A 25,658-nucleotide genomic window follows, 5' to 3' on the forward strand; every position below is an offset into this window, starting at 1 on the left:
GTGTTCAGCGTCGGGGGCAAGCCAGGCGGCATCCCCCCTTGTCGGCTAAGCCGTCATCACTGGTTGAGGAACTTGTCGAGGAACTGCTGGGTGCGTTGATGCTGCGGATGGGTAAACAGCTCTTTGGCCGGTCCCTGCTCGACGATACGACCGTGATCCATAAAAATCGCCCGATCGGCGACGTCGCGGGCAAAGCTCATTTCATGGGTGACAATCACCATGGTGCGCTTCTCTTCCGCCAGCGCCCGGATGGTATTCAGCACCTCACCAACCAGTTCCGGGTCGAGAGCCGAGGTCGGTTCATCAAACAGAATCACTTCCGGCTGCATCGCCAGCGCGCGCGCGATCGCCACCCGCTGCTGCTGCCCGCCGGACAGACGCTTCGGATAGGCCGCCTCCTTGCCGTTCAACCCGACCTTCGCCAACAATGCGCGGGCACGTTGTTCCGCCGCGCCACGCGCTTCACCCTTGACGATCACCGGCCCCTCAATGATGTTTTCCAGTACCGAACGGTGCGGGAACAGGTTAAAGCTCTGGAAGACAAAGCCCACCTGCTGACGCAGCTCGCGCACCTGGTTTTTTTGCTTGCCCAGCGAGCGCGAACCGTCAATCTGGATATTGCCGACGCGAATGGTACCGGCATCCGGTACCTCCAACAGGTTGATGCTGCGCAATAGCGTGGTTTTGCCCGAACCGCTCGGCCCGATAATCGCCACCACTTCGCCAGAATTCACTTCAAGGTCAATACCGTGCAGTACCGTCTGGCCGTTAAACTGTTTGACCAGGCCTTTCACTTCGATGGCACTCATGCGTTATTCCTTATCCTGACGGTTTACATGCGCTTCCAGGCGGTTTTGCAGCGCGGACAGCAGCGTCGCCATCACCCAGTAAATCAGCGAAGCCGCCAGATACATGGTGAAAACCTCCAACGTACGCGAAGTGATCAGCTGTGCCTGACGGAACAGCTCCGGCACCTGAATGGTGGCCGCCAGCGAGGTGTCCTTCACCAGGCCGATAAAACTGTTACCCAACGGTGGCAATGCGGTGCGCGCCGCCTGCGGCAGGATCACCCGGCGCAGGGTTTGCCACGGCGTCATGCCGATGCTGGCGGCAGCTTCCCACTGCCCTTTGTCGATCGAGGCAATTGCCGCACGCAGCGTTTCAGAGGTGTAGGCCGCAGTGTTGAGCGACAGGCCGATCAGCGCCGCCGGAAACGGATCCAGTTCGATGCCGAACTGTGGCAGACCGTAGTAGATCATGAACAGTTGGGCTATCAGCGGCGTACCGCGAAACAGCGACACGTAGATACGTGACAGCCATGACAGCGGCCAAAAACGCGAAAGGCGCATCAGCGCCAATACGAAGCCCAACACCAGCCCCAACGCCATCCCCCCCAGACTGAGCTGGAGGGTAAGGATGGCGCCTTTCAATAAAAATGGCGCTGAATCCAGCGCCAGTTGAATACTTTCTTGCATTATTTAGTTACGTCCGCACCAAACCACTTATCAGAAATTTTTGCCAAAGTACCATCCTGTTGCATGTTGGCAATCGCCTGATCGATAGCCTTCAGCAACTCAGGGTTGTTTTTACGCAGCGCGACGCCCGACTCCTGCCGCGAGAACGCCGGGCCGGCTACCGCCAGCGTATCACCGGTTTTCTTCACCAGATCCAGCGCCGCCAGTCGATCGACCAGAATGGCATTGATACGGCCAACGCGCAGATCCTGATATTTGGTCGGATCGTCATCGTAGGTGCGCACGTCAACGCCCTGCACGTTTTCGCGCAGCCATTGCTCGTAGTTGGTCCCCAGACCGACGCCGACCTTTTTACCTTTCAGGTCTTCCGGCTTGGTGATACTGGCTTCGTTGCCTTTTTTCACCAGCGCCTGAATGCCGGAAACGGTATAGGGTGTAGAGAAATCGTATTTTTTCTTACGCTCATCGGAAATGGTCACCTGGTTGATCACCACGTCGATGCGCTTGGATTCCAACGAGGCCAGCATGCCGTCCCATTTGGTCGGGTTCAGCTTGGCTTTCACGCCCAGATGCTGCGCCAGAGCGTTGGCGAAGTCGACTTCGAAACCGGTCAGTTTGCCGTCTTCACCCTGGAAACTGAACGGCGGATAGGTTCCTTCCAAACCGACAATCAGCGTACCGCGCTGTTTGACCTGATCCAGCAGGTTTTCTGCGGCGAAGGTTTGCGCATTGATACCGGCGGTGAGCGTTACCGCCATTACACCCAGAAGCAATTGGCGTCGAACTTTGGAAAACATCATAAATACCCCGTATTTGGTGTTATCTTTTTTGATATCAGCACACTAACAACTCGGCTGACTTCTTGAAGGAATATTACCTAATAAATATAGTTCAAAAAGTTATATAACATAACTAGACGCACGGGTGATACGCAAACAGCGCCGGCGCCCCACCGGTATGCACGAACAGAATCGGACCTGCATGACGGTAGCGTTGCTGCGCAATGCCGTCGATCAGTCCGGCCATCGCCTTGCCGGTATACACCGGATCAAGCAAAATCCCCTCCTGCTGCGCCAGCAGTTGCACCGCCGCCGTGCCTTCATCGTTCGGCATACCGTACTGCGGGGCAAAATAGTCATCCCATAGCACGATCGACGCGGGTTCCCCCACGTGCAATAGCGCGCTCAATTCCTGCTGGATCTGCTCAACCTTGGGCAATTGCTGTTGCGCCGTGCGTGATACGGTGACCCCGATCAGCTCACATTCAGGCAGCAGCTGTTGCAGGCCCACGGCCAGACCGGCATGGGTACCGGCGCTGCCAGAGGCCACCACCACCGAACCGAACGCTACCTCGCGAGCCTGCTCGGCAATTTCCAGTGCGCATTGTACATAACCCAGCGCCCCGAGGGCATTGGAGCCGCCGACCGGCACCACATAAGGGCGAAACCCCTGCGCTTCCAGCCGCGTCGCGACATCGGCCAATTGTCGTTGCGGATCGTCCAACGCGTCGCACATCTGCACCTCGACATTGAACAGATTCAGCAATAAGCGGTTACCGTTAGTCAGGTAGTTTTCCGCCTGGGTGGCGATCGGGTTTTCCAGCAGGGCAACGCAATGCAAACCGAGTTTTGCCGCCACGGCGGCAGTTTGCCGGACGTGATTGGACTGAATGGCGCCGGCGGTAACCAGCGTATCCGCCCCCTGACGCAAGGCATCTGCGGCTAAAAATTCGAGTTTTCTCAGTTTGTTACCGCCCATCGCCATCGGTGTGACGTCGTCACGTTTAATGTAGATTTCGCGGCCAAGGTAGTCAGAAAGGCGAGACAGCTTTTCAAGCGGGGTGGCGGGGCCAACAAAGTCGAGGCGCGGAAACTGCGCCAATTGCTGTTGTAGATTCACAGCGTCTCCCTGGGAGTGAATAGCAACGTATAAACGTTAGATTTAGCAGATGTGGCTGCAATATTCACCTTTATTAACGATAGGGAAAAGCGTTTTGCCCCGGCCGAGACCGGGGCCACAGGCTAGTAGCGGTTTTGCCAGGCGAGGTACTGATCGTATTTGCGCAGCGCGATACGATAATTGTTATGCGCCGCACTGGGCAAATCGTCAATGATACGCTGGGGACTGACGCCGTTGGCGAACTGCTCAGCCGGGTAGTTGCGCGCCACCAGCATTTCATCCAACCGCCGCAGACGCACCACGTATTCGCGCACCGTGCTGTGGCTCATTTCGGTCTGCTCGAACAGATATTGCTTGAACGACATGATGTCGAAATAGCTCGGCTGGCTGTTACAGGAGATCTCGCTGCAAAAACGGCACAGCGCCGTCAGTTCGGTTTGCACGGTTTGCCATACCTGATCGTCGATCGGCTGGTCCATGCGCGCTATCGCTTCTTTATTGATTATCTTGCCGCGAAATACCAGCGCCATGCGATCCAACTGCTTGCCGCATTGCGAGCAATGGCTCTGGCTGTGTTTGAAATCTTTCAGATAACGGCTTAACGGCCGCTTTTTAATCATGGTTGCTGACATAGTACGGGTCCGGTTCTCAACATCGGGTTAAACATCAGGCATTGTTCGCCAGACGGGCGCGCAAACGCTTGATGGCCTGGCTGTGTAATTGGCTGACGCGCGACTCGCCTACCTCCAGAACCGCGCCAATCTCCTTCAGATTCAACTCTTCCTGGTAATACAACGTCAGTACCAACTTTTCTCGTTCCGGCAGGGCTTCGATAGCGTCGATCACCCGCTGGCGCAGACTTCCCTCCAGCAACTGATGCAGCGGATTGGCCTCTGCGTGCCCTTCCAGCAGCGGCTCGGCGCTTTCCCCCTGCTCTTCGCGCCATTCGTCATAGGAAAACAGCTGGCTGTTGTTGGTATCCATCAGGATCTGGCGATAGTCTGCGAGTGACATGTTCATCGCCTGCGCCACTTCCAGTTCGCCGGCCGGACGCCCCAACTGCTGCTCAAGCCGTTGCATGGCCTGCGCCACGTCACGGGCGTGACGCCGTACGCTGCGCGGTACCCAGTCACGGCTGCGCAGTTCGTCCAGCATCGCGCCGCGAATGCGCTGCACGGCATAGGTGGTGAAGGCGGTTCCCTGCAGGGCGTCGTAGCGTTCAACCGCGTTCAGCAACCCGATACCCCCGGCTTGCAGCAGATCGTCAAGCTCCACGCTGGCGGGTAACCTGACCTGCAGGCGCAACGCTTCATGGCGCACCAGCGGCACATAACGCAACCAGAGAGAATGTTTGTCCATCACGCCGTCGGCGGTATACAAATCGCTCACTATGTCTAAAACCTGCGGATAAGGGAGTCAGCGCTATTATCCGTAGGGGGACAAATGCCAATCGACAGAACAGCCGTACAAAACGGGTCTTATTTGCGTCATGTCGCCGTTTGGCGCGGAGCGCCTGACGGCACGCATAAAAAACCCCGCCAATGGCGGGGTTCTTTATGCAACAGATTAATCGGAGAGAGTCGATTAACGCAGCAGTGACAGCACGTTCTGGGTCGACTGGTTAGCCTGTGCCAGCACGGAAGTACCAGCCTGTTGCAGGATGTTGGCACGGCTCATGTTGGACACTTCGGTCGCGTAGTCGGCATCCTGAATGCGTGACTGAGAAGCAGACAGGTTGTTCACGGTGCTGTTCAGGTTGTTGATGACAGAGTCGAAACGGTTCTGCACCGCACCCAGGGAAGAACGCAGGGAATCAACCTGTGACAGCGCCTTGTCGAGCGTTGCCAGCGGATCGGCCGTTTTTGGTTCGGTAGATTGCTGTGCGCCCTTGGTCACTTTACCGGTCGCATCAACGGAAGCCTTGAAGAAAGCGTCGTTGCCATCAGCATCTTTGCCTTTGACCACATAACCGGCTTTGCCGGCTGGATCGGTGTAAGAACGCAGTTCTTCGCCGGTGCCCAGACCGCTAACGGTGGTGGAACCAACCTTAACCTGGCTAGTTTCGGTCAGGCCGGCAGGCTTGGTCGCTACCACGTTGGCTGCGGTGCCGGAGTCGAAGGTGAACTCGCCGGTGCCGCTTACGCTACCTTTAACCCACTCGCTGGCGCCAGTCTGGATGTAAGAATTGGTACCGTCGGAATAAACTTTACCGTCGGTGGAGGTTTTCGGTGCGGCGGTGTTGGTATCGGCAGCAATGGTCGGTGCAGCCATTTTGTCAATGGCGGTCAGCGCGGTGGTACCTACTTTGGTGGTGTCCAGCGCGTCGGCAACGCTGAATTTCTCCAGGCCCAGCGTTTTGGCGTTGATATCTTTCAGTTCGATATCGATGGTTTCGTTGTCGTTGGCACCAACCTGAATGGTCAGTTTCTGATCGCTGCTCAGCACTTTAACGCCGTTGAAATCAGTCTGCTCGGAGATGCGGTTGATTTCAGACAGACGCTGGGAGATCTCGTCCTGGATGGATTGCAGATCGCTGGAGGAGTTGGAGCCGTTTTGCGACTGAACGGTCAGACGACGAATATTTTGCAGGTTGTCGTTCACTTCGTTCAGCGCGCCTTCGGTGGTCTGCGCCAGAGAGATGCCGTCGTTGGCATTACGAGAAGCCTGAGTCAGGCCCTTGATGTTGGCGGTGAAGCGGTTGGAGATCGCCTGACCCGCAGCGTCATCCTTGGCGCTGTTGATACGCAGACCGGAAGACAGACGCTCAATCGCGGTACCCAAAGAAGACTGAGATTTGTTCAGGTTGTTCTGCGCCATCAGCGACAGGCTGTTGGTATTAATTACTTGTGCCATAGTGTGCTTTCCTTACGAATCAGTACGAAGTTGCGACATTCGCATTCACAATTAAAGGTTCGGGCATTTGCCCACGGCGTCAACCACCGTCCCCTCAGGTATCGGCTCTGCCCCAGCAACCTTTAGCAATTTTTTATTTATTTTTCTGCTGGTCGCCAATGCGCTAAACAACGCATGATTTCCCTCTTCTATTACGCCATCGTTTTTTTGTTTTTCTCGTAAACTTTTTCCTCACCTGGCCGATAACGCGTAAAGCGAATAAAGTCATTGACCTTAGGAGAATTACGAATGGCATCGATCAGTTCATTAGGCATCGGCTCAGGACTTGACCTCAACGCCTTGCTGGACAAGTTGAGCAAAGCGGAACAGCAGCGCCTGACGCCGTATACCAGCCAGCAGACCAGCTACAACGCCAAACTGACGGCCTACGGTACGTTAAAGGGCGCACTGGAGAAGTTTGACAATCTGAGCAAGGATCTGGCCAAACCGGCGTTTTTCAACAACACCACGGCAAGCACGCACGACCAGTTCGCCGTCACCACCAACGCCAAAACGGTGCCCGGCAACTACACCATTACCGTCGATAAACTGGCACAGCCGCAAACGCTGACCACCCAGGCCAGCATTGCCGATCAGACTAGCCAGCTCGGTACCCGCGGCGCCACCGATCGCTCAATGTCGATCACCGCCGGCAACCCGCCGAAACAGGTGAACATACCGCTCGGTGACGATCAAACCTCGCTGGTGGAAATGCGTGATGCGATCAACGGCGCCAAAGCCGGCGTCAACGCCAGCATCATGCGCGTTGGCGACAACGAGTACAAACTGGCCATCAGCTCCACCACCACCGGTGAAAACAATAAGGTGAGCGTGACGGTCAACAATGACGCCAAGCTCGCGGGCATCCTCAATTACGATTCCACCAGCAACACCGGCGCGATGAAAGAGACGGTAGCCGGCCAGGACGCTGAAATCACCGTCAACGGCACCAAAATCAAACGCAGCACCAACTCGATCGCCGACGCGTTACAGGGCGTCACGCTGGATCTGAAAACCACCACCAAACCCGGCGAACCACAAAACCTGGTGATCAGCACCGATAAAAGCGGCTCCACCGAAAAAATCAAAGCCTGGGTCGACAGCTATAACTCGCTGCTGGATACCTTTACATCGCTAAGCAAATACACCCCGGTAAAAAGCGGTGAAGAACAATCGGCGAAAAACGGTGCGCTGCTGGGCGACAATACCCTGCGCGGCGTACAGTCTTCGATTAAAAGCGCGTTAAGCGCGGCGCAGGATAACCCGGAATTAAAAGGCCTTGGCAACCTGGGCATTACCACCAATGTCAAAACCGGCAAGCTGGAAATCGATGATGAAAAGCTGAAAAAAGCGGTGGATGAAAAGCCGGAACAGGTGGCGAACTTCTTTGCCGGCAACGGTAAAGATACCGGTATGGCCACCGAGATCCATAATGAAATCCAGACCTATATCAAGGCCGGTGGCGTAATAGAAAATTCCACCAAAAGCATTAATACCAATCTCGATCGCCTGAACACGCAAATTACCCGGGTGACGGAAAGTATTCAGGACACTATCGATCGATATAAACAACAGTTCGTCCAGCTCGACACCATGATGTCGAAACTGAACGGCACCAGTACATATTTAACCCAACAGTTCTCATCCTAATAAATAGGTTTTCACCAGGTAAAACAGCATGTACAACCGTAGCGGAACGCAGGCCTACGCACAGGTCAGTTTGGAAAGTGGCGTAATGAGTGCCAGCCCGCATCAGTTAATCGTAATGCTATTCGACGGGGCGCAAAGCGCCCTGTCTCGCGCACGAATTCTGATGGACCAGGGCGATATTGCCGGCAAGGGTCAGGCTATCTCCAAGGCAATCAATATTATCGACAATGGTCTGAAAAACAGTCTCGATCACCAGCGGGGCGGCGAGGTAGCGGACAATCTTGCCGCGCTGTATGACTATATGAAACGTCGCTTGTTGCAGGCTAATCTGCATAACGATCAACAGGCTATCGAAGAGGTAGTCAAGCTGCTGGATAATATTGCCGACGCCTGGCGCCAGATTGGCCCCAACTATCAACCTTCTCAGGACGCCGTTTAATGGAACGCCAACAGCAACTGCTATCCGCCTATCAGCAAATATATACCCTGAGCAGCCAAATGATCGCACTGGCTAAAACCGGCCATTGGGATCAGTTGGTGGAACTGGAATTGACCTATGTGACCTCGGTGGAAAAAACCGCCGACTTCGCCGGCGTGATGGAATCGTCACTAGCCTTGCAAGAATTGTTGCGCAATAAATTGCAGCAGATCCTGGATAACGAAACGCAATTGCGCGCCTTGCTGCAGGCGCGCATGGATGAACTACGCGAATTGATCGGCCAGTCGACGCGGCAAAATGTGGTTAACAGCACCTACGGGCAATTTCACGATCGCGCATTGCTGCTGGGCGAGCCGCAGATCCGCTGATGCCTACTCCGTAGACTCATTGGCTTGATGGCGACATCATCATCCGCGAGAGGTTTATATCATTAGCATTTGAATTATTCCCACACGGCGTAATTAATCGAGATGCGCGTATTGACGTATATTTTAGGGATATTTATTCCTTCGACACGGACGTTTTCTGTTCAGCAGGAAATTGATTTTTGACCATTGACACACCGCGTTGTTCTGCCCAACGCATGGAAAATAGTTGCTCCAACGCACCGCAACGCGTAAAGATATTCTTAGAGACTGGCAGCGAAACGAATATCGATGGAACGCACAATTAATCTTTGCCCTGGAATCGGCGCTTCAGCGCACCTTATTCAGCATACTGAATTATTATTTTCTTCGGTATATTTCGAACAACCACATCTATATCTGATACAACAAGGCCATAAACGCATCCGCTGGCAACAGCAGGAGCTGGTGGCATACCCTGGGGAGCTGATGATGATAGACGGAGGGCAAACCGTTGATATCATTAATGGTCTTTCGGATGACGGCGTGTTCAGCTGCCAGTTGCTGACCTGCGATCCGCTGCTGTTCGCTGCCGCCAGACCGCTCAGTCCGACGGTGTCGGACCCTGCCTTCGCCGGCGTGCAAACTCTGCGCAACCTCCCCTGTGGTTTTATCCACAGTTTTGAAACCACTCACCTGGCGCTGGCGCTGAACAACAGTTTTCCGACGGCGATCACCCGACATAAAGTGCTGGAGATCCTGTTATGGCTGACGCAGTTTGGCATCAAGTTCGTGCACAATGAGGTGAAGGATCTGACCCAGCGCGTACGCCGTTGCCTGGCAACCGATCCCCACAGCATATGGACCGCCGCCAAAGTCGCCGAAAGTCTGTCGATGAGTGAAGTGATGCTGCGGCGCAAACTGTCGGCGGAAAATACCGCGTTGCGCAATCTGATGATTGACGTGCGTATGAACAGCGCACTGGCATTGCTGCAATCCACCGACTGGCCGATTTCGATCATCGCGCAACACGTCGGCTATGAAAGTTCCTCACGTTTTGCCGAGCGTTTTCGCAAGCGCTTTGGCTTTGTCCCCACCGCCATTCGCGGCCATCAGCGCCCCGAATAAACCGCCAGCGCCAGCGCGCAAGGTAATCAAGCGAGATAATGACCAGCGTATACCGGTGTTCACTGGCGTAACGCGAACACCGGTATGCAGGTTCGACCACAAAAGTGTTGGCCCTGGTTGCCATAATGCGGGCAGGTGGTAGGATCTGCCCCTGGAGTTTTTGGGGTTAATCTTATGGACAAGTCCTTTTTCAAATACGTCGCTATCGGCGTGGTTAACACAGCAATACATTGGGCAATATTTTTCGCCATGCTCTGGGTGGTCAAGGCCGATCAGGCACTGAGTAATTTTGTGGCTTTTTGCGTGGCTGTGAGCTTTTCGTTTTTCGCCAATAGCGCGCTGACGTTTAAAGCGACGGCGACCACGACCAGATATGTCATGTACGTCGCCTTTATGGGATTTTTGAGCATTGCTACCGGGGCCGTCGCCGATAGGCTCACCATTATCCCCTGGGTAACGCTGATTGCGTTTTCTGGCATCAGTCTGTTTTGCGGCTATATCTACGCCAAACATATCGTTTTCAAGGAAAGAAAATGAAAATATCTCTGGTAGTTCCAGTATTCAATGAGCAGGAAGCGGTACCGATTTTCTATCGTTCGGTACGGGCCCATACAGCATTAAGCCAGCAACAGGTAGAAATTATTTTCATTAATGATGGCAGCAAAGATGCTACCGAAACCACCATTGTCAATCTTGCCGCCGACGATCCCCAGGTTAAAGTCATCTCGTTTACCAGAAACTTCGGCAAAGAGGCGGCGCTGTTCGCCGGACTGGAGGCGGCTTCCGGCGAGGTAATCATCCCTATTGACGTCGATCTGCAAGACCCGATCGACGTCATTCCCTTAATGGTGGAAAAATGGCAGCGCGGCGCTGACGTGGTGTTGGCAAAGCGCAGCGATCGATCCTGCGATGGCCGGATGAAACGGAAAACGGCGGAATGGTTTTATCGACTGCACAATAAAATCAGCACCCCAAAAATAGAAGAAAACGTCGGTGATTTCCGACTGATGTCGCGCGAAACGGTGGAAAATATAAAGCTGTTGCCGGAACGCAACTTATTTATGAAAGGCGTATTATCCTGGGTAGGCGGCAAGGTTGCCATTGTTGAATACACCCGGGCCGATCGCATTGCCGGCACCACTAAATTCAACGGTTGGAAACTGTGGAATCTGGCATTGGAAGGCATAACCTCTTTTTCGACCTTTCCGTTGCGCATCTGGTCTTATATCGGCTTTGTCATCGCCGGTATCTCATTTTTTTACGGCGCATGGATGATGCTCGATACCCTGGCATTTGGTAATCCGGTGCGAGGCTACCCCTCATTATTGATATCGATCCTGTTCCTCGGCGGCGTTCAGCTGATTGGCATCGGCATACTGGGCGAATATATCGGCAGGATTTACACCGAAGCAAAACAAAGACCGCGATATATAAAGAAAACGTTTAAGGAAGAAAAACCGTAATGATTAAAAAGCCCGCATTATATCTCGCTTTATTTCTACTGCTTTGCTTTATATATCTGCAGATTACCGCCGGGATTATTGCCAGCTCCGATGGCGCATCGGGTCTGTTAGAGGGGCGGGATCTGGCCGCCGGCAACATTCTGCTCAGCGGCTGGAGCCTGTCTACCGTTTCGTTTTATTTCACCGATCTCATCTGGTATGCGGCAGCCACGTTGCTGGCAGGTTATGGTGCCTGGCAATCCGCGCTGCTGCCATCAATGATGCTGGCGTTGTTGAGCGTATTTTCACTTTATCTGTCAGTAAAAGACGGCAAAAAAAATCTGTGGCCGATCGTTATCGGCTTCGCCGCCCCTGGCGCATTTGCCGCATTAAACACCCTGATGCCGGTGATACATATCGGAACCTATATCTACATACTCGGTTGCTTTATGCTTGCCGACAGATATGCCAATCGCGGTGGCGTCAGTTGCCTGATTGCGTTGGGCCTGCTGCTTGCCATTACTTTGTTCAGCGATAATATCAGCAGCTATCTGGCGGTCGTGCCACTGTGTCTATCCTACGGCTATGCGGCGTACCAGCAAAAATCAGCAAAGCATGCCGGCGTCGTCGTCATGGTTATTCTGTCCTCTCTGTTGGCCAAACTGATTGCTGCCGGGTTTGATGCGCTGGGAGGATTTTATCTTCCCGGTATTCCCTCTCCCACCTTCGTCAACTTTGATGATATCGGCAACAACCTGTACCTGTTCACCAAGGGGCTAATTCTTTATTTCAATGCGGATATCTTTGGCAAGGCGCCGACCAGCAGGCAAACCCTGTTTTACCTGATCAATCTGTTTGGCATGCTGATGTTCTTCTTGTACCTTGCGCGGGCTGCAAAGAAAATCAAGAGCCTTTCCCCGTTGGATATCACCCTGGGATTGGCGGCACTGATCATGATCCCGGCCTACCTGATCAGCAACAGGCCCATCGACGTATATGCCGTGCGCTATCTGGTACCGGTATTTATCTTTGGCGCCATCTTTATTGCCAGAAACATAGAGATGAACGCGAAGGTGTCATATTTGCTGACGGCGGTGTTTATTATTGCCGCCGCCGGGAGCTGGCGTGCTGAGCCGCTGCGCAACAATCCGGACGAAATTATCAATCAGTTGAAAGACGCGATCAGAAATAACCACCTGCAACGGGGCTATGCCAGCTTTTGGTATGCTTCCTCAGTGTCTATAGACGGTGATATTTCCATTGCGCCAATCGAGATAGACCAGAATACGCATAAAATCTCTGCCAGCAGATGGTTGTCTGACGCTCGGTGGTATACACGCGGCGGCGACTTTTTTATCGCGGATACCCCGGCGATGGCCGAGTTGATCAAGCGCCATTATGGCGATCCCGTCAGGGTGATTGCCGTTAATGAAAAAAGCCTGTTGGTTTACACGCGGAATATTGTGATTGATTAACCGCGGCGGGGATCGCTCCCATCCCCGCCCTGGCGTACTACACCTGCATATTCATTACGTCTTGATAGGCCGCAACCAGCTTGTTGCGGACCTGAATCCCCATTTGCAGCGATACCGACGATTTTTGCAGATCCACCATAACGTCGTTGAGGCTGATGCCCGGCACGCCCATTTCAAAATTCTGCGCCTGCTGGCGCGCGGTTTGCTGGATGTTGCTAATTTTGCCGATCGCCGCCTTCAGTTCGCTGGCGAAACTGGCTCCCTGCGCCGGAGGGGCATTGGTGATGCCACCGGCCTGGAGAGCCGTTGCCTGTAATTGTTGTAATACCCCTTCGATGCCTTGAATCGCCACGCGTCCCCCGGTTGGTTTTTTGTCGGGCAGCGTTGTACCCGAGACAATTCCGATGGTGCACACCCTAACACACCCCAATAGCGCTAAAGCGGCTAATTAACTGCAAAAAACACGGCTTATCGAGCCATCAAACTTGGCGTTAAATGCAAATATGGCATCCGAAAATGGGGACGCTATCTACCCAATGGATTTCGAGTTGTATCTCTGCGGCAACGCGCAACCAACAACCAAACAGCTGAAAGACAAAGGGCGTAGTCCGTTAAGTTATGTGCATCAGGGAGCCAGTTTTGTCACCACACAACGCTAACCATATCGTTCATCTGCCAGGCAAGGGGCAAGCATGAGCGCGTCACTCTCCGCCGGCGAAAACCGTGAAAATGGCCTTCAGGCCCAGTGGAATCGCCTGCGCGCCAACCCCAAAATCCCGTTGCTGGTGGCGGCCTCGGCGGCGATAGCCATCGTTGTCGCATTGTTGTTATGGGCAAAAAGCCCGGATTATCGCGTGCTGTACAGCAATCTTAACGACCGCGACGGCGGCGCCATCGTCACCCAACTGACGCAGATGAATATCCCCTACCGTTTTGCCGAAAACGGCGCAGCGCTGATGATCCCGGCAGAAAAAGTGCACGAAACCCGCTTGCGTCTGGCGCAACAAGGCTTGCCGAAAGGCGGCGCAGTCGGATTTGAACTGCTGGATCAGGAAAAGTTCGGTATCAGCCAGTTCAGTGAGCAGATCAATTATCAGCGCGCCCTGGAAGGCGAACTGTCGCGCACCATCGAATCACTCGGCCCGGTGCAGAACGCCCGCGTGCATCTGGCGCTGCCAAAGCCGTCGCTGTTCGTGCGTGAACAAAAATCCCCTTCCGCTTCGGTGACCCTGAACCTGCAGCCAGGGCGCGCGCTCGATGACGGCCAAATCAACGCTATCGTGTATATGGTTGCCAGCAGCGTCGCCGGTTTGCCGCCCGGCAACGTTACGGTGGTCGATCAGGCCGGTCGTTTACTGACCCAGTCCGACGGCAGCGGACGCGATCTCAACGCCAGTCAGTTGAAATACACCAGTGAAGTCGAAAATCGCTATCAACGCCGTATTGAAGCAATACTGGCGCCAATCGTCGGCAGCGCCAACGTGCGGGCGCAGGTCACCGCGCAGATAGATTTTTCCATCCGTGAACAGACCGACGAACAGTACCAACCGAACCCAACGCCGGAAAAGGCCGCGATTCGTTCACGACAGCTGAGCCAGAGCGATCAACTTGGCGGCCAGCCGGTCGGCGGCGTGCCGGGGGCTTTGTCCAACCAGCCGAGCGCAGCGCCCACCGCGCCGATTGAAACGCCCGCGGCCGACGCCACGGCGAATACCAATACCACCGCCAACAACGCCCCCCCTGCCGCGCGGCAAACCAGCAACACAGCCACCGGCAACGGCAACGGCAACGGCCAGCCGCAAAACAGTCGCCGCGATGAAACCACCAACTATGAAGTGGATCGCACCATTCGCCATACCCAGCATAAATCCGGGGCGGTGCAACGCCTGTCGGTTGCGGTAGTGCTGAACACGCTCGGCAGCGACAAGGACGGCAAGCCGCTACCGATGAGCAAACAGCAGCTGGCGCAGATTGAATCGCTGGTGCGCGAAGCGATGGGCTATTCCGGCACCCGCGGTGACACGCTGAACGTGGTCAATTCACCGTTTACCGAAACTGAAATGACCGCTGGCGAACTGCCGTTCTGGCAAACGCAGTCGTTTATCGACTCGTTGCTGAACGCTGGCCGTTATCTGCTGATCCTGCTGGTGGCCTGGCTGCTGTGGCGCAAACTGGTTCGCCCTCAGCTGCAACAGCGCCAGGCGCAGCAACAGGCCGCCATTGCCGCCGCCAACGCCCCTGCCGCCCGCCCTGCCGACGCCGGTAAGCCGAGCAATGACGAACTGGTACAGCACAAGCGTTCGCAGCAGCGCGTCAGCGCCGAAGTCCAGAGCCAGCGGATCCGCGATCTGGCGGACAAGGATCCCCGCGTGGTCGCCCTGGTAATCCGCCAATGGATGAGTAACGAGATATGAGTCTGACAGGTACAGAAAAGAGCGCCATTCTGCTGATGACGCTGGGAGAGGACCGCGCCGCCGAGGTGTTCAAACACCTTTCTTCACGTGAGGTTCAGCAACTGAGTGGCACCATGGCCAGCATGCGCCAGGTGTCGCACAAGCAACTGAGTGAGATACTGCGCGAGTTCGAAGACGACGCCGAGCAGTACGCGGCGCTCAGCGTCAATGCCAGCGACTACTTGCGATCGGTACTGGTCAAGGCGCTGGGAGAAGAACGCGCCGCCAGCCTGCTGGAGGATATTCTCGAGTCGCGCGAAACCACTACCGGTATGGAAACGCTCAACTTTATGGAGCCACAGAGCGCCGCCGATCTGATCCGCGACGAACACCCGCAGATCATCGCCACCATTCTGGTTCACCTGAAACGTGGGCAGGCGGCGGATATTCTGGCGCAGTTCGACGAACGGCTGCGCAACGATGTGATGTTGCGTATTGCCACCTTCGGCGGCGTACAGCCGGCTGCACTGGCCGAGTTGACCGAGGTGCTCAATAACCTGCTTGACGGCCAAAACCTCAAGCGCAGCAAAATGGGTGGCGTACGCACCGCCGCCGAGATCATCAATCTGATGAAAACCCAGCAGGAAGAAGCGGTCATTGACGCAATGCGTGAATACGACGGCGAACTGGCGCAGAAGATCATCGACGAGATGTTCCTGTTCGAAAATCTGGTCGAGGTCGACGATCGCAGCATCCAGCGCCTGTTGCAGGAAGTGGAAGGCGAGTCGCTGCTGATCGCGCTGAAAGGAGCCGAACAGCCGCTGCGCGAGAAGTTCCTGCGCAATATGTCGCAACGCGCCGCCGATATTCTGCGCGACGATTTGGCCAATCGCGGCCCGGTGCGCATGTCGCAGGTGGAAAACGAACAGAAGGCCATTTTGCTGATCGTGCGCCGTTTGGCGGAAAGCGGCGAAATGATCATCGGCGGTGGTGAGGACACCTATGTCTGATCGCATCAACAGCCTGGCCTGGCAACCGTGGTCGCTCAATGACCTGGCGGAACAGCCCCCGGTGGCACCATCACCGCTGCTGGCGACGCCGGACCAGGAACCGTTGCCGCTTGACGCGCCTATTGACCCGCAACAACAGTTGGAAACGCTGCGTTTGCAGGCGCAACAGCAGGGACAGCAATTGGGCTATGCCGACGGTCAGCAAAAAGGTTACCAGGCCGGTTTCCAGACCGGACTGGAAGAAGGCCGCCAGCAGGGTATCTTGCAAGGACAGCAGCAGCAACAGCCGCTGACCGAGCACTGGCAAAATCTGGTGAACGAGTTCCAGCATACGTTGGACGCGCTGGACAGCGTGATCGCTTCACGCCTGATGCAGCTGGCGCTGACCGCTGCCAGGCAGGTGCTTGGCCAACCGCCGGTGTGCGACGGCACCGCTCTGCTGGCGCAAATTCAGCAATTGATCCAACAAGAGCCGATGTTCAGCGGCAAGCCGCAGTTGCGCGTGCATCCGGACGACTATGAGCGTGTCGAACAGCAGCTTGGCGTCACGTTGAGCCTGCACGGTTGGCGATTGCTGGCTGACGGACAGCTGCACCCGGGCGGTTGCAAGGTCAGCGCACAAGACGGCGACCTCGATGCCACGCTGGCTACCCGCTGGCATGAACTGTGCCGTTTGGCCGCGCCGGGAGAGCTGTAATGACTCAGCGCCTCAACCGCTGGCTAACCAGCCTGGATACGCTGGAACAGCGTATCGCGCAGGCACCGACGGTGCGCCGTTACGGTCGCCTGACCCGCGCCACCGGCCTGGTGCTGGAAGCTACCGGGTTGCAACTGCCGCTCGGCGCCACCTGCCTGATCGAACGGCACCACGCCGGCGAGGTGCAGGAGGTGGAAAGCGAAGTGGTCGGTTTTAACGGCCAGCATCTGTTTTTGATGCCGCTGGAAGATGTCGAAGGCATTGTGCCCGGCGCGCGCGTCTACGCCCGCGTTGCCCCCGAAGGCCAACATGCCGGCAAACAGCTGCCACTGGGGCCGGCGCTGCTCGGGCGCGTATTGGACGGCAGCGCCAAGCCGCTCGACGGCCTGCCTGCCCCCGATACCGGCTACCGCGCACCGCTTTTCACCGCGCCGTTCAACCCGTTGCAGCGTACCCCGATCGCGCAGGTGCTGGACGTTGGCGTACGCACCATCAACGGCTTGCTCACCGTCGGCCGCGGCCAGCGGATGGGGCTGTTCGCCGGTTCCGGCGTTGGCAAAAGCGTACTGCTCGGCATGATGGCCCGTTATACCCAGGCCGACGTGATCGTGGTCGGTCTAATCGGCGAACGCGGTCGCGAAGTCAAAGACTTTATTGAAAACATTCTCGGTGCCGCGGGTCGCGCGCGTTCGGTGGTGATCGCCGCGCCGGCCGACGTGTCGCCGCTGTTGCGCATGCAGGGCGCCGCCTATGCCACACGCATCGCCGAAGACTTCCGCGATCGCGGCCAGCACGTGCTGCTGATTATGGACTCCCTCACCCGCTATGCCATGGCGCAGCGCGAAATCGCTCTGGCGATCGGCGAACCGCCGGCCACCAAAGGCTACCCGCCGTCGGTATTCGCCAAACTGCCGGCGCTGGTGGAGCGCGCCGGCAACGGCATCAGCGGCGGCGGCTCGATCACCGCATTTTATACCGTATTGACCGAAGGCGACGATCAGCAGGATCCGATCGCCGATTCGGCACGCGCCATTCTGGACGGCCACGTGGTGCTGTCACGCCGCCTGGCCGAGGCCGGCCACTATCCGGCGATAGATATCGAAGCGTCGATCAGCCGTGCGATGACCGCCCTGATCGATGATGAGCATTATCGGCGCGTGCGCAATTTCAAGCAGATGCTGGCCAGCTATCAGCGCAACCGCGATCTGATCAGCGTTGGCGCCTATGCCGCTGGCAGCGACCCGTTGCTCGACAAGGCGATGACGCTCTACCCGCAGATGGAGGCCTATCTGCAACAGGGCATTTTTGAACGCAGCGGCTATGACGACGCGTGCGATCAATTGCGGCAGTTGATGGTTTAACCCGGCGGAGAACACCATGAAAACATCATCACCGCTGATTACGTTGCGCAATTTGGCGCAAGATGCCGTGGAACAGGCGGCTCGGCAGCTCGGTCAGCTACGCCAGGCGCAGCAGGCTGCGGAGCAGCAGCTGTCGATGCTGCTCAATTATCAGGACGAATATCGCCACACCTTGAACAGCACGCTGAGCGATGGCATGGGTGCCGCCAGTTGGCAAAATTATCAGCAATTTATCGGCACCCTGGAACAGGCGATTAGCCAACATCGACAACAATTGCTGCAATGGAGTCAAAAAGTGGACCAGGCCGTCAAGCAGTGGCAGGACAAACAGCAGCGATTAAACGCCTTCGAAACGCTGCACACCCGCGCGCTTGATGCCGAACGGCTGCTGGATAACAAACGTGACCAAAAATTGATGGATGAGTTCGCTCAACGTTGCTCACATAGGAATACCACCCCATGAATCTGACCCTGTTGGCCGGCCTGTCACCGGCCGTTGATAGCGCCACGCCCGATCGGGCGGCGCTGCCGCTGGACGCCGCGCAATGGTCTGCGGGTTTCGCTCAACTGCTCGGCGCACGGGTGCTGCCGACGGCGAACCGCGGCGGCCTCTTGACCACCGAGCATCTGTCCGCCGAACAGCAACCCGTGTCGCCTCTGACCCGTCAGTCGCTTGAGGCGCTGTTGTCGGCGCTGACGCAGCCGGACGCTGACCCAAGCCTGACTGGCGTCTCCCGCTTGCCCGATGACGTATTGCCGGCATCGCACCACGGCGACAGCACGCCGCTGAAGGGGCTAACAGAACTGGATGACGCCACCCTGCAAGCGCTGTTCGCCATGCTGCCGGCCAGTCCATCGTCGCCGTTGACCAGCCCAACGCCGCCCGACCACGCCAGCGCTACGCTTGCGCCGGTGACCACCGCCGAGCGCGCATTGCCTTCCCTGCGCCCCGCCGTGACGCCGCACCCGTCCGGCCAGGCCAACGCACCGACCGGTCGCCAGCCTGAGCCGCCATTGAGCGCTGCGGTGACGCAGACGGATACGGCGTTAGTCGCCGATAGCGAGGCGGCCAACGTCGCTGGACATCGCATGCCGACCGACGGCGCCTCCCCATCCCACAGCCCGTCGTCGCCGGCCATGATGCCGCCCGTGTCCAGCCCGATCGCAACCAACGCCCACTCCAGCGCACAGCTCACCGCTGCGACGCCGCCGCAGTTGAACGCACAGCTCGGCAGTCCGGAATGGCAGCAGGCGCTGAGTCAGCAGGTACTGATGTTCCACCGCAACGGCCAGCAAAGTGCGGAACTGCGTTTGCATCCACAAGAGCTGGGCGCATTGCAGATTACCCTGAAGCTTGACGATAACCAGGCGCAGTTGCATATCGCCTCGGCACACGGCCAGGTACGCGCAGCGGTGGAAGCGTCGATGCCGCAACTGCGTCATGCGCTGGCGGAAAGCGGTATCAACCTGGGTCAGAGCAGCGTCGGTAGCGAATCAATGCCGCAACCGCAGCAGCAGGCGTCCAATGGCAGCGGTCAGTCGTCTTATCAGCCGCAGCACGGCGACAGCGATGCGCCGCTTGACGCCGTGGTGGCACCGGCCGGTCTGCAGGCCATGGCTCGGGCGGTGGACGGCGTCGATATTTTCGCCTGAGTCACGGCTAACGCTGAAGCTGGGAGGCTTTTCCCCGTCTATTCAGGCCATTGCACGCCCGAATTGACGGGATAATAAGGCCATCGTTTCCCCTTACGGTTTGGGGGTCATACCCACCATGATGCGCGTTAACCATGGCGGGTATTCACGGGTGACGTTCCCCGTGTCAATAACAGGAATTTGATTAGCTAATGTCCCAAAATACTCTACCAACCGCAGCGAAAAAGCGCTCGCTACTGGTTATATTGCTGCTGTTGATCACCGTCGCTGCCTGTGGCGCCGCGGGTTACAGCTGGTGGCTATTGCAGCAGAAGAACGACGGCGCTCCGGTCGCCGCCAAGCCGCAGCCGCCTACGGCGCCGGTATTCATGCCGCTCGATACCTTTACCGTCAATCTGCTGACGCCGGACAACAATCCGGATCGGGTGCTGTACATCGGTTTGACGCTGCGCCTGCCGGACGAGGCGACCCGCCGTCAGTTGAACGATTTCCTGCCGGAGGTCCGCAGTCGTCTGCTGATGCTGCTGTCCCGCCAGGAAGCCGCGCAACTGGCGAACGAGCAAGGAAAACAGCAACTGGTGGCGCAGATCAAGGACGTACTCAGTCCACCGCTGGTTAAAGGCCAACCGAAGCAGGTGGTCAGCGATGTGCTGTTCACCGCGTTCATACTGCGGTAATTACCCATGGGCGACAGTATTCTTTCACAGGCAGAGATCGATGCCTTGCTCAACGGCGAAGCCGAAGGCGATGAGCCTGCGGCAACTGTCGGCAACGACAGCGACGTCAAGCCTTACGATCCCACCACCCAGCGCCGCGTGGTGCGCGAGCGTCTGCACGCGCTGGAAATCATCAACGAACGTTTTGCCCGGCAGTTCCGCATGGGGCTGTTCAACCTGCTGCGCCGCAGTCCGGATATCACCGTCGGGCCGATCAGGATCCAGCCATACCATGAGTTTGCCCGCAATCTGCCGGTGCCAACCAACCTGAACCTGGTGCATCTCAACCCATTGCGCGGCACCGCACTGTTCGTATTTGCGCCCAGCCTGGTATTTATTGCGGTCGACAACCTGTTCGGCGGCGACGGCCGGTTCCCGACCAAAGTGGAAGGCCGTGAGTTCACCCCGACCGAACAGCGCGTGATCAAGCGCATGCTACGTTTGGCGCTGGATGCTTACGGCGATGCCTGGAGCGCCATTTACCAGATTGACGTGGAATACGTGCGCGCCGAAATGCAGGTGAAATTCACCAATATCACCACCTCACCGAACGATATCGTGGTCACCACGCCATTCCAGGTGGAAATCGGCGCGCTGAGTGGCGAATTCAATATCTGCATCCCGTTCGCCATGATCGAACCGCTGCGCGAACTGCTGACCAACCCACCGCTGGAAAACTCCCGCCAGGAAGACAGCCGTTGGCGGGAAACGCTGGTGAAACAGGTTCAGCACTCCGAGCTGGAGCTGATAGCCAATTTTGTCGATATCCCGATGCGGCTGTCGAAAGTGCTGAAACTGCAACCGGGCGACGTGTTACCGATCGATAAGCCGGAACGCCTGATCGCCCACGTCGACGGCGTGCCGGTGCTGACCAGCCAATACGGCACCCTGAACGGGCAATATGCCCTGCGTGTTGAACATTTGATTAACCCTATCTTGAATGCTCTGAGTGAGGAACAGCCCAATGAGTGATCCTAAGCAACCGTCTGGCGAAGGAAAGGAATCCGTAGACGATCTGTGGGCTGACGCGTTTAACGAACAGCAGTCGTCCGAGAAGACCAGCGCCGCCACCGAGGGCGTGTTTAAAACGCTGGAAGCACAGGACGCCATCGGCAGCCTGCAAGATATCGATCTGATCCTGGATATTCCGGTCAAGCTGACGGTAGAACTTGGCCGCACCAAAATGACCATCAAAGAGCTGTTGCGTCTATCGCAAGGTTCGGTGGTCGCGCTCGACGGGCTGGCCGGCGAACCGCTGGATATCCTGATTAACGGTTACCTGATCGCACAGGGTGAAGTGGTGGTGGTCGCCGACAAGTTCGGCGTACGCATCACCGACATCATCACGCCGTCCGAACGTATGCGCCGCCTGAGCCGCTAATGAACGCCAATGCCAATGCCAATGCCAACGTGCAGGCGCACACCGTTCAACCGGCAGCCAGCCCGGCGCTGCCGGCCGGTTCGGTATTGACCCAGGTGGGCAGCGCGCTCGGCGCGATCCTGCTGCTGATCCTGCTGGCCGGCTGGCTGTTTCGCCGGCTGGGGTTCGCCCCGCAGGCGCGCAACGCCGCGCTGCTTAACCTGCGCGCCAGCTGTCAGGTCGGCCAGCGCGAGCGGGTGGTGGTGGTCGAAGTGGATAACACCTGGCTGGTGCTGGGTGTTACCGCGCAAAGTATCACGCCGTTGCATACGCTAAGCACGCCGCCGTCCGCCCCCGCTGCGACCAAAGCCGCGCCGGCGGACTTTCGCCAATTGATGCACAAAATTCTGCAACGCCCGGAAAAATCGGCATGAACCACACTCGGTCTCTCTCAGCGGCTGCGCTGCTGCGTTGCCGCGCTCTCGCCCCGCTGCTAACTCTGGCTTTGTTGGCGTTAAGCCCGTCGGCCATAGCGCAGTTGCCGGGGCTGATCAGCCAGCCGCTGGCCGGCGGTGGCCAAAGCTGGACGTTGCCGGTGCAAACGCTGGTGCTGCTGACCTCCCTCAGTTTCCTGCCAGCGATGCTGCTGATGATGACCAGCTTCACGCGTATCATCATCGTGCTCGGCCTGCTGCGCAACGCGCTGGGCACGCCAACTGCGCCCCCCAATCAGGTGATGCTGGGACTGGCGCTGTTTCTAACCTTCTTCATTATGGCGCCGGTGTTCGACAAGGTGTATCAGGACGCGTATCTGCCGTTTAGCCAGGACAAAATCAGCATGGAGACGGCAATCGACCAGGGCGCGCAGCCGCTGCGCGAGTTCATGCTGCGTCAGACACGTGAAGCCGACCTGGCGCTCTACGCTCGCCTGGCCAACCTGCCGCCGCTGGCCGGGCCGGAGGCGGTGCCGATGCGCATTTTACTGCCCGCCTACGTCACCAGCGAACTGAAGACCGCCTTCCAGATTGGTTTCACGGTTTTTATCCCGTTCTTGATTATCGACCTGGTGGTTGCCAGCGTACTGATGGCGCTGGGGATGATGATGGTACCGCCGGCCACCATTTCCTTGCCGTTCAAACTGATGCTGTTCGTGCTGGTGGATGGCTGGCAACTGCTGCTCGGCTCACTGGCACAGAGTTTTTATGCGTAACGGAGAGCGCAATGACACCTGAATCCGTAATGGCGCTCGGCACCGAAGCAATGAAAGTTGCGCTGGCGCTGGCCGCACCGCTGCTGTTGGCGGCGTTGATCAGCGGTTTGGTGGTCAGCCTGTTGCAGGCCGCCACCCAGATCAACGAAATGACGCTGTCTTTCATTCCCAAAATTCTGGCGGTAGTCGCCACTATCATCATCGCCGGGCCATGGATGCTTAATTTGCTGCTGGATTACATGCGCATGCTGTTCAGCAACCTGCCCAACCTGATTGGCTGAGTATGCTGACCTTCGACAGCGGGCAAATCGGCGTCTGGCTCAGCCAGTATTTCTGGCCGTTGCTGCGCGTGTTGGCGCTGATCGCCAGCGCGCCGGTGTTCAGCGAAAAACAAATCAGCAAAAAAGTGAAGATCGGCCTCGGCGGCCTGATCGTGCTGCTGGTGGCGCCGAGCCTACCCGCCAATAACATAGCGATTTTTTCCGCCAGCGGCCTGTGGCTGGCCATGCAGCAGATACTGATTGGTGTCGCGCTCGGGCTGACCATGCAATTCGCCTTCGCCGCGGTCCGGACCGCCGGTGAGGTAATCGGCATGCAGATGGGGCTGTCGTTCGCCACCTTCTTCGACCCGTCCGGCGGACCGAATATGCCGGTGCTGGCGCGCTTGCTCAACCTGTTGGCGCTGCTGCTGTTTCTGGCCTTTGACGGCCATTTATGGCTGATTTCGCTGCTGGCGGACAGCTTCCATACGTTGCCGATCCAGGCACAACCGTTGAACGGTAACGGTTTTCTGGCGCTGACCCAGGCCGGCTCGCTGATTTTCATCAATGGCCTGATGCTGGCGTTGCCGCTGATCTGTCTGCTGCTGACGCTCAACCTGTCACTGGGCCTGCTTAACCGCGTAACGCCGCAGCTGTCGGTGTTTGTCATTGGCTTCCCGGTAACCATGACCATCGGCATTCTCACCCTGGGCCTGATGATGCCGATGCTGGCGCCGTTCTGCGAACACCTGTTCGGTGACGTGTTTGATCGGTTGGCAACGGTGATTAGCGGCATGGCCAACTGATCCGACAGCAACGCCCCCTTTCGTCTAAAACAAAATGGCAGTTAAAACGTTTTATTGACACAAGAGCCTGATAAACGTCATTTATCCGGATTAAGATTCAAATGTCTCCACTGGCTTGAATAAATGCTGCCGGCTGACGGGCGCAATATCCGCCTTTGTTAACCACAGGAGCAACATCATGATTAAAGCGAAAAGCAACCGCTAGGCACGTCGTTTAAGTGATGAAGCGAATGGCCTATGGATACCGGGATAACGCTGACTTCTTTCTGAACATCAAAGCTGCGCTCCTCGGTAAAACGCGATGAACCCCAAAAAAAAGCCCGTCACTCAAACCTTAGTGGGAGAAAGAACGACGGGCCAAACAGCGCGCCCGGTTTAAGAATCCCCCGCACGGCGCGTTGGCCGGCAACGTCTTCTCAGCGCGCCAAAAGGGGCCTGCCGCGACGCGAAGTCACGGCAAGATAGAACGGGTTAACGATTCATCTGGAACAGCGACATACCCTGCATATCGCTGAAGGTTTTATAGGAGGCTTGCAGCGCGGCCTGCTGCATAAAGTAGGACGAGATCGCCTCGACCATATCCACATCCACCAGCGCGCTTAATTGCGCCTGATTGGTCATATCACGATCTTTGCCAATGCTGTCCAGCGTATCCATTTCCTGCAGTTGCGTGCCCAGTTCGGCGCGCACGCTCAACACGTTGTTGTAAGAGTTGTCCAGACCGCGGTTGGCCTTGTCCAACGCTACGCTGACTTTTTCGCGGGTGGCGTCATCCGCACCCTGCAACGGCGTTTTCAACGCCTCCAGCGCCGTGTCGATACTGTCAAATACGTTGGCGACCGGCGCACTGCCGTCTGGCTCCGGCTTCGGATTGCTGGTCAGCGTCATGAAAATGGCATCTCCGGTATGGCCAACGGTCATGGTGCGATTGGCATCCACCTTTTGTTCGATCGGCGTCGAACCGCCCTGGTAACGGATCGAGCCATCGGCCTGCTGCACAAACGGCGGCTGGTCGTTTTTAAATCCGGCAAACATGTAGCGGCCATTGCCGTCGGTGCTGTTGGCCTGGCTCAGCAACTGATCTTTCATCCCCTGCAACTGGGTCGCCAGCGAAGCGCGGTCGTTATCGCTCAGCGTGCCGTCGCCGGCGTTGACGATCAGCGCCTTCATGTCCTTGATGCCGCTGGTGACGTTCGACAGTACGGTTTCTTCCATCGACACGCTCTGCCGTGCGAAGGTACGCGCCAGGGCGTACTGGCCGTTTTCCGCTTGCGCCTGCGACACCATAATCGCCTGCGAGGCCGCCAGAGGATCGTCCGACGGCGTCAGCACTTTTTTACCGCTGGATAATTGCTGCGCCGATTTCATCCACAGCGATTGGTTATCGGTAAGGCCGCTCATGTTTTGTTGATACATCATGCTGGTGCTCATGCGCATGGTGTGGATTC

The 25,658-nt window shown here is 57.0% G+C and carries 29 protein-coding genes; 20 read left to right on the top strand and 9 right to left on the bottom strand.

What is annotated here, in order from left to right:
• Window positions 1–56: 56 nt before the first annotated feature.
• From tcyN to AC2AXP_RS09200, 7 genes are all read right to left on the bottom strand, one after another.
• Entirely contained in the window at window positions 57–809 is a 753-nt protein-coding gene (gene tcyN, locus AC2AXP_RS09170) for an L-cystine ABC transporter ATP-binding protein TcyN (protein ID WP_004961572.1), read from the bottom strand.
• Window positions 810–812: 3 nt separating this feature from the next.
• On the bottom strand, window positions 813–1,475 hold the full coding sequence (gene tcyL / locus AC2AXP_RS09175) for a cystine ABC transporter permease (protein WP_004961568.1): 663 nt from the start codon (window positions 1,473–1,475) through the stop codon (window positions 813–815).
• Entirely contained in the window at window positions 1,475–2,275 is an 801-nt protein-coding gene (gene tcyJ / locus AC2AXP_RS09180; protein ID WP_088499723.1) for a cystine ABC transporter substrate-binding protein, read from the bottom strand. Before tcyJ ends, tcyL begins: the two co-directional genes overlap by 1 nt.
• Before the next feature lie 112 nt (window positions 2,276–2,387).
• The gene (locus AC2AXP_RS09185; RefSeq protein ID WP_004961560.1) at window positions 2,388–3,374 is read right to left on the bottom strand and encodes a D-cysteine desulfhydrase; all 987 of its coding nucleotides are present in this window, start codon (window positions 3,372–3,374) and stop codon (window positions 2,388–2,390) included.
• 122 nt (window positions 3,375–3,496) lie between these two features.
• Entirely contained in the window at window positions 3,497–4,006 is a 510-nt protein-coding gene (fliZ, locus tag AC2AXP_RS09190) for a flagella biosynthesis regulatory protein FliZ (RefSeq protein WP_039991982.1), read from the bottom strand.
• 34 nt (window positions 4,007–4,040) lie between these two features.
• A complete protein-coding gene (locus tag AC2AXP_RS09195) occupies window positions 4,041–4,763 on the bottom strand; it encodes an RNA polymerase sigma factor FliA (protein WP_004961554.1) in 723 nt (240 codons plus the stop codon).
• Window positions 4,764–4,958: 195 nt separating this feature from the next.
• Window positions 4,959–6,227, bottom strand: coding sequence for a FliC/FljB family flagellin (locus AC2AXP_RS09200; protein WP_004961551.1), 1,269 nt, complete (start codon window positions 6,225–6,227; stop codon window positions 4,959–4,961).
• Between the two features lie 288 nt (window positions 6,228–6,515).
• Here AC2AXP_RS09200 and fliD point away from each other — a divergent pair, with 288 nt between their 5' ends.
• The 7 genes from fliD to AC2AXP_RS09235 all read left to right on the top strand — a co-directional run bounded on the left by fliD (window position 6,516) and on the right by AC2AXP_RS09235 (window position 12,744).
• A complete protein-coding gene (gene fliD / locus AC2AXP_RS09205; RefSeq protein ID WP_004961547.1) occupies window positions 6,516–7,916 on the top strand; it encodes a flagellar filament capping protein FliD in 1,401 nt (466 codons plus the stop codon).
• 28 nt (window positions 7,917–7,944) lie between these two features.
• A complete protein-coding gene (gene fliS, locus AC2AXP_RS09210) occupies window positions 7,945–8,355 on the top strand; it encodes a flagellar export chaperone FliS (protein ID WP_004961544.1) in 411 nt (136 codons plus the stop codon).
• The gene (gene fliT / locus AC2AXP_RS09215; protein WP_004961541.1) at window positions 8,355–8,723 is read left to right on the top strand and encodes a flagella biosynthesis regulatory protein FliT; all 369 of its coding nucleotides are present in this window, start codon (window positions 8,355–8,357) and stop codon (window positions 8,721–8,723) included. The genes fliS and fliT overlap by 1 nt, the downstream gene beginning before the upstream one ends.
• 288 nt (window positions 8,724–9,011) lie before the next feature.
• Window positions 9,012–9,827: a helix-turn-helix transcriptional regulator gene (locus AC2AXP_RS09220; RefSeq protein WP_004961538.1), complete on the top strand. Its 816-nt coding sequence runs from the start codon at window positions 9,012–9,014 to the stop codon at window positions 9,825–9,827.
• Window positions 9,828–10,001: 174 nt separating this feature from the next.
• Window positions 10,002–10,364, top strand: coding sequence for a GtrA family protein (locus tag AC2AXP_RS09225; RefSeq protein WP_004961535.1), 363 nt, complete (start codon window positions 10,002–10,004; stop codon window positions 10,362–10,364).
• Complete coding sequence (locus tag AC2AXP_RS09230) at window positions 10,361–11,290, top strand: glycosyltransferase family 2 protein (protein WP_004961533.1); 930 nt, start codon at window positions 10,361–10,363, stop codon at window positions 11,288–11,290. The genes AC2AXP_RS09225 and AC2AXP_RS09230 overlap by 4 nt, the downstream gene beginning before the upstream one ends.
• Window positions 11,290–12,744 (top strand): hypothetical protein, encoded by a 1,455-nt coding sequence (locus tag AC2AXP_RS09235; protein ID WP_484381580.1) that lies wholly within the window; start codon window positions 11,290–11,292, stop codon window positions 12,742–12,744. Before AC2AXP_RS09230 ends, AC2AXP_RS09235 begins: the two co-directional genes overlap by 1 nt.
• 37 nt (window positions 12,745–12,781) lie before the next feature.
• Here AC2AXP_RS09235 and fliE read toward each other — a convergent pair whose 3' ends face one another.
• On the bottom strand, window positions 12,782–13,096 hold the full coding sequence (fliE, locus tag AC2AXP_RS09240; RefSeq protein ID WP_004961527.1) for a flagellar hook-basal body complex protein FliE: 315 nt from the start codon (window positions 13,094–13,096) through the stop codon (window positions 12,782–12,784).
• A 340-nt stretch (window positions 13,097–13,436) separates the two neighbouring features.
• Between fliE and fliF the strand changes: the two genes are divergently transcribed.
• The 13 genes from fliF to fliR all read left to right on the top strand — a co-directional run bounded on the left by fliF (window position 13,437) and on the right by fliR (window position 24,210).
• Window positions 13,437–15,158 (top strand): flagellar basal-body MS-ring/collar protein FliF, encoded by a 1,722-nt coding sequence (gene fliF, locus AC2AXP_RS09245; RefSeq protein ID WP_484381581.1) that lies wholly within the window; start codon window positions 13,437–13,439, stop codon window positions 15,156–15,158.
• On the top strand, window positions 15,155–16,147 hold the full coding sequence (gene fliG / locus AC2AXP_RS09250; RefSeq protein WP_004961521.1) for a flagellar motor switch protein FliG: 993 nt from the start codon (window positions 15,155–15,157) through the stop codon (window positions 16,145–16,147). Before fliF ends, fliG begins: the two co-directional genes overlap by 4 nt.
• Window positions 16,140–16,844, top strand: a complete 705-nt coding sequence (gene fliH, locus AC2AXP_RS09255; RefSeq protein WP_198772925.1) for a flagellar assembly protein FliH — start codon at window positions 16,140–16,142, stop codon at window positions 16,842–16,844. The genes fliG and fliH overlap by 8 nt, the downstream gene beginning before the upstream one ends.
• A complete protein-coding gene (gene fliI / locus AC2AXP_RS09260; protein ID WP_004961517.1) occupies window positions 16,844–18,205 on the top strand; it encodes a flagellar protein export ATPase FliI in 1,362 nt (453 codons plus the stop codon). The genes fliH and fliI overlap by 1 nt, the downstream gene beginning before the upstream one ends.
• 16 nt (window positions 18,206–18,221) lie before the next feature.
• Entirely contained in the window at window positions 18,222–18,668 is a 447-nt protein-coding gene (gene fliJ / locus AC2AXP_RS09265; protein WP_004961513.1) for a flagellar export protein FliJ, read from the top strand.
• The gene (locus tag AC2AXP_RS09270; protein ID WP_484381582.1) at window positions 18,665–19,858 is read left to right on the top strand and encodes a flagellar hook-length control protein FliK; all 1,194 of its coding nucleotides are present in this window, start codon (window positions 18,665–18,667) and stop codon (window positions 19,856–19,858) included. Before fliJ ends, AC2AXP_RS09270 begins: the two co-directional genes overlap by 4 nt.
• Window positions 19,859–20,049: 191 nt before the next feature.
• Window positions 20,050–20,535 carry a flagellar basal body-associated protein FliL gene (fliL, locus tag AC2AXP_RS09275; RefSeq protein ID WP_004961507.1) on the top strand — a complete coding sequence of 162 codons (486 nt, stop codon included), beginning with the start codon at window positions 20,050–20,052 and terminating at the stop codon, window positions 20,533–20,535.
• A 6-nt stretch (window positions 20,536–20,541) separates the two neighbouring features.
• The gene (gene fliM, locus AC2AXP_RS09280) at window positions 20,542–21,546 is read left to right on the top strand and encodes a flagellar motor switch protein FliM (RefSeq protein ID WP_004961504.1); all 1,005 of its coding nucleotides are present in this window, start codon (window positions 20,542–20,544) and stop codon (window positions 21,544–21,546) included.
• The gene (gene fliN / locus AC2AXP_RS09285) at window positions 21,539–21,955 is read left to right on the top strand and encodes a flagellar motor switch protein FliN (RefSeq protein ID WP_004961501.1); all 417 of its coding nucleotides are present in this window, start codon (window positions 21,539–21,541) and stop codon (window positions 21,953–21,955) included. The genes fliM and fliN overlap by 8 nt, the downstream gene beginning before the upstream one ends.
• Entirely contained in the window at window positions 21,955–22,368 is a 414-nt protein-coding gene (gene fliO / locus AC2AXP_RS09290; RefSeq protein ID WP_371901759.1) for a flagellar biosynthetic protein FliO, read from the top strand. The genes fliN and fliO overlap by 1 nt, the downstream gene beginning before the upstream one ends.
• Complete coding sequence (gene fliP / locus AC2AXP_RS09295) at window positions 22,365–23,144, top strand: flagellar type III secretion system pore protein FliP (RefSeq protein WP_484381583.1); 780 nt, start codon at window positions 22,365–22,367, stop codon at window positions 23,142–23,144. The genes fliO and fliP overlap by 4 nt, the downstream gene beginning before the upstream one ends.
• Window positions 23,145–23,155: 11 nt before the next feature.
• Window positions 23,156–23,425: a flagellar biosynthesis protein FliQ gene (fliQ, locus tag AC2AXP_RS09300; RefSeq protein WP_039991980.1), complete on the top strand. Its 270-nt coding sequence runs from the start codon at window positions 23,156–23,158 to the stop codon at window positions 23,423–23,425.
• 2 nt (window positions 23,426–23,427) lie between these two features.
• A complete protein-coding gene (fliR, locus tag AC2AXP_RS09305) occupies window positions 23,428–24,210 on the top strand; it encodes a flagellar biosynthetic protein FliR (protein WP_004961492.1) in 783 nt (260 codons plus the stop codon).
• Window positions 24,211–24,681: 471 nt separating this feature from the next.
• Here fliR and flgL read toward each other — a convergent pair whose 3' ends face one another.
• Window positions 24,682–25,647: a flagellar hook-associated protein FlgL gene (gene flgL, locus AC2AXP_RS09310; protein ID WP_004961487.1), complete on the bottom strand. Its 966-nt coding sequence runs from the start codon at window positions 25,645–25,647 to the stop codon at window positions 24,682–24,684.
• Between the last annotated feature and the right edge of the window lie 11 nt (window positions 25,648–25,658).

Source organism: Serratia sp. Sp408 (genome assembly GCF_057180665.1).